The 4,783-nt window shown below is 66.2% G+C and carries 3 protein-coding genes; all 3 read left to right on the top strand.

The features are described 5' to 3' along the window. Nucleotides 1–1,128, top strand: a 1,128-nt coding sequence (locus JSV65_15810; protein ID UCH34004.1) for a hypothetical protein, incomplete at its 5' end; no start/stop codon positions are given. 243 nt (nucleotides 1,129–1,371) lie between these two features. Then, entirely contained in the window at nucleotides 1,372–3,369 is a 1,998-nt protein-coding gene (locus tag JSV65_15805; GenBank protein ID UCH34003.1) for a hypothetical protein, read from the top strand. A gap of 266 nt (nucleotides 3,370–3,635) precedes the next feature. Continuing rightward, nucleotides 3,636–4,589, top strand: coding sequence for a hypothetical protein (locus JSV65_15800; protein ID UCH36808.1), 954 nt, complete (start codon nucleotides 3,636–3,638; stop codon nucleotides 4,587–4,589). Nucleotides 4,590–4,783: the final 194 nt, after the last annotated feature.

Raw genomic sequence — 4,783 nt, 5'->3', positions numbered from 1 at the left:
GCCGCCGAACAGTCGCTGGCGGCCCTGGCGGACGCCTTGCTTTCCCTTCAGGTTGATTTTGACTATCTTGGCGATGACGCGCTCGCCGATGCCGTGCTAGACGACGGCGGCCTGCGCGTCGGCCCGATGCGCTACGAAGCGCTGCTTATCCCGCGGTGCTATGCCGTGCCTGCCGCCGGCCTTCGTCAAATCGCCGCCGCGACAGAAGCCGGGGTGGTGGCGGCCGGGGTCGGGCGACCCTCCATCGCAGCCGACGCGCCTGAGGACACAGACCTGCTCGATCGCGCGTGGCGCGCCGTGCGTCAGGCGGATAATGAGGAGCAAGTTGCACAGCTCGCCGCCGCCGAGGTCGGCCCGACGGCTCGTCTGACCCCAGCCCGCTCCGCGGTGCGCTGCTGCCGACGAATCACGGCGAACTACGACATCGTCTTTCTGACGAGTGAAGTAGATGAACCGCTCAGTTTGTCGCTGGACATTGACGAATCGGACAGACCTTACCTGTGCGATCCCGGAACCGGCGACGTCACGGCCATCCGGCGCTCCCGGAGAAACGGGCGCGTGAGCGTGGGCCTGCGCCTCGACCCCTGGGGCTCGGCGCTGCTGCTTCTCGATCGCACGGGCGCGGCCAGACGCCTGGCATCCCCGCCGCGCAAGCGCGGACGCATCGTCCGCGCCCGCGATCTCACATGGTCGGCGCGGCCGTTGGAGCGGCTCTCCGTGAGCGAGAACGGCATTACACCCGTCTCGATGCATGACGTTCATCGCCCGCTGGCCTTCGACGGTTGGCGGACGGTGGATCCCTACTTCTCGGGGCGCGTCGAGTACACCGCAGCGTGGGACGCCGATGAGCCGGGCGACGTCACGCTCGATCTCGGGCAGGTGCGCCGTGTTGTCGAGTTGTGGGTGAACGACCAGCGGGTCGGCACGGAGGTCTGGCCGCCGTATCGTTTTCCTATCGGCCCATACCTCAGACCGGGGACCAACGCGCTGCGGGCAGTCGTGACCAACACACTTGCCAACGAGTTCGCCCGTCCAGAGACCAAGGCTCTGATGCGCGAGTTGGGCTGGCACAATGTCTACCGCCAGCGCGCGGAGGGGTATGAGGCGGAGGAGATCGGGCAGCGGTAAGGGCGCATCACGATGACTTGACGCCCGGGCGGGGATCGGTGTCAACGCGCGGGATGCTGTGTGCACGTGCGAAAGGAGCAATCGCCGCGATAAGCGAAGGGGAGTGAGCGCGCACTCTTCATGCGCGGACGCGCGGCCTCGACCAGGGCTGGCTGGGCCGCGCTCCGGAGCGGCGCGTGGCGCCGCCCAGCACGCACCTCAAGCGCAGTATGAATAGTCGAGGTTAGTCGAGAGGATGCTGTCGTGAACCTGAGCGCCCTAATGATTCCCGTTGTCATCATGGTCGTGCTCGCGGCGGCGCCCGCCGCGGGCGCCGCGTCGTCTCCGTTCCAACTCGGCACCGCCTCATATCGGCGCGGCTACGTTGACCCGCGCATCCCCGGTCTGGGCTCCGAGAATCGCAGCGTCGGCGGACGGCTCTACGTCGCGCTCCACAACGCCGGCGCAACGCCCCTGCGCGTATCACAACTCTCGCTCAACCGGAAAGACGCCGAGGAGCTGATTCGGGATGACAAGCTGTTCTGGTGGCGGGTGTGGCCGGAGGAGATTCCGCCCCAGGGATCAAGCACGCTCACGCTGGTCGGCGGGCGGCCACTGCTCCAGGAAGGCGCACGCCTGAAGTTGTCGGTGCGTTGTGAAAAGGGCGTCGCAGCTACCGGGCAGTTCGATTTGATTACGCCGCCGCTGAGCATCGCCTACGTCGTGCCCACGGAGGATTGGCGCGGGCTGCTCGTGTGGCTGCGCAACGACGACGAGCTTAACACGCTGTGCGTGGGCGAGGTCGGCGTCGCCGGTTTGGAGTGCCGTGCCTTGCCGTTGTGCGGAACGATCGCGCCGGGCCGGAGCACCATCGTCCGCCTACGTTTCAAGCAGCTGCTGAAGTACCTCCAGCCCCTGCAACTGATCGCCCATGCAGAAGATCAACGAGGGCGGCAGGTCGCATGCTTGGCGCCGATTCGGGCCCTCATCCCGCCCTTCCCGATTGGCACCTGGAACGGCCCCACCTATGATGCCAAGCATCTCACGGCGATGGCCGAGTTTGGCTACGACGGACTCATTAACGGCGGCTCGGAGGCCGATGTCGCCGCAATGGACGAGCTTGCGAAAAAGCACGGTTACGGCCTGCTGTCCCACGTCGGCTGGGGGCCGGGCAACGTGCGCCAGTCCGTTCTGGACAACGTCGCGCCGAAGCCGTGGTGCCTCGCCCTGGCGCTAACCGATGAGCCCGACTTGCACAGCGGCGCGCGCACCGGCGACATGCGTTCGTCCACGTTCACCTACCTCGGCGGCGTCGAAGTGTGGCGGCGTTGCGAATCGTGCCCCACGTTCGTCAACCTGTGCGATGACAGCAAGTCCTACGAGTTCGCACCGATAACCGACATTGTGGGCTACGACGCATACGCCATCGGTGCGCCGGGTATCGAGCGCTCCCACGTCGGCTACGCGCGCGACCTCGAGACCCTCGCGTACCACACGTGGGACTTGAAGCGCAACGCGGAGCCGTCGCCGATATGGGTGTGGGCGCAGGGATATCACGCGTGGGTACACCGGCTCCTGGCCGGCCTGCTGCTCGGCGGCGAGGCGGGCCGCGCGATGGTCACACCGTCGGAATGTCGCGTGCAGCTCATGCAACAGCTCGGGCGCGGCGCGAAGGGCCTGTGGTGGTTCCTTGCGCGCAAGAAGGACGATACGCGCCAGGGCTTCCACGATGAGCTGCACGAAGAGGGGGCGGAGTTCGGCGTCACGGAGGACCGCTTCGAGGCGCTGGTCGAGAAGGCGATGGAGCCGTGGGACGAGCTATGGGCCGAGCTGGGGCGCCTCAACAGCATCGTGCTGCAACTTCGCCCGATGCTGACGTACGCCGACCCGTACCAACAGTTCGTGCGCGACGCAGGCTGGGTCGAGCGCGCGGACGTGGCGACCGTCGCGGCCGAGGAGGCGCTCGTCATTTTCGTGACGAACCTGTCGTACTATCACACGCTCCAGGGCGCGTTGTTCCGGCCGATCAAAGACCTGTCCCTCACCGTGGAACGGCCGCCCTGGATCGAAGTTTGGGATGTCTTCGAAGTGACCCCGGAGGGGCCGCGGCGCGCGGAGTGGAGTGCCGAGGGCAACGCGCTGACGATTGAGGCAGGCCCGCTCACCGACGTCAAGGTATTTGTCGCGTCGGCGTCGCGTGAACTGCGGGCGGAGATGGAGGACCGCGCGCTGTCCGCGGCAGATCCCCGTCCGGGCCGCTGAGCGTGCATCCCAAGCAGCGCTGCCACGCACGTGCTGCGCGGCATCAACAGGGTTCTCGTATTGCCCAAGGTCGCTCGACCGGAGCATCACACTCGCGGACCCTGGTGGGGCCGGGTTTCACTCCGGCATGCCGCAGACCGGGATCACGGAAGAGTCTCGGCGCCGCTGTGATAGCCGAGACTCTGTAGGAGGCGAAACAGATGCGAGGAACTTGGTGGGCTGCAACTGCAGGCGTTGCCCTCGTTCTTCTCGCGCTCGGCGCGGCGATGGCCGAGCAGGGAGCGAAAGGAGTCAGGATTGTGAAGACCGAGTACAAGGGGTGGCCGAACTGCCACCGCATGACTAACGGGCAGATCGAACTGATCGCGACCCAGGACATCGGGCCGCGCATTATCCGCCTCGGTTTCGTCGGCGGGGACAATGTGTTCGCGGAGTATCCCGACCACGTCGGCCAGACCGGCGGCGACGAGTGGCGCATCTACGGCGGGCACCGCCTGTGGCACGCGCCGGAAGCGAAGCCGCGCACTTATTGGCCGGACAACTTGCCCATCGAAGTCCAGGAGGGCTCGAATGCCCTCACCCTCGTCCAGCCCGCCGAGGGCACGACGGGCATTCAGAAGACCATCGAGATTACCATGCGCGCCGACCGCAACCAGGTCGTCGTCGTGCACCGTCTGCGCAACGATAACTTGTGGCCGGTGGAACTCGCCCCGTGGGCGCTGAGCGTGATGACGCAGCAGGGACTGGCGGTCATCCCGCAGCCCGCAGAGGTGTCACACGAGGAGGCGCTTTTGCCCGCGCGCCCGATCGTGCAGTGGACCTATACGGACATGAGCGATCCGCGCTGGCGGTGGGGCACGAAGTACATCACGCTCCAGCAAGATCCGACGGCGACCAAGCCGCAGAAAATCGGCGTCGGCAATCGCGAGAACTGGATCGCCTACGCCGTGAATGGCGACCTCTTCGTCAAGACGTTCCAATACCGCGATGGAGCGACGTACCCCGATTTCGGCTGTTCCACCGAAGTGTTCACCAACGCGGACATGCTCGAGGTCGAAACGCTGGGCCCGATGACGGCGCTTGCGCCCGGCGAGACGGTCGAGCACGTCGAGAACTGGTTCCTGTTCAAGGGAGTCGTGGTCAGCAACGACGACGAGGCCATAGACGCGGCGGTGCTTCCCAAGGCGCTGGAGGCGCTGAAGGCGACTGACCTTCGCTAGTGGGCGCAGCGTAGCGACGTGCCCCGAAGGGCAGGAAACGATGCGCCCTCGGCGAACGTCGTCCCAGTGGGACACGACGGAACTCGTTCAGGAGGAGCAGCGATTCATGAGTAGTGACGTGGTAAAATTCGGGCTGATCGGCTGCGGCGGCATCGGGAAGCATCATGCCAAGACGATCGCGGCCTTGCCCGACG

It is taken from the genome of Armatimonadota bacterium (assembly GCA_020354555.1).
Lineage (GTDB): Bacteria > Armatimonadota > Hebobacteria.
This window is presented reverse-complemented; position numbering and strand designations above follow the sequence as displayed.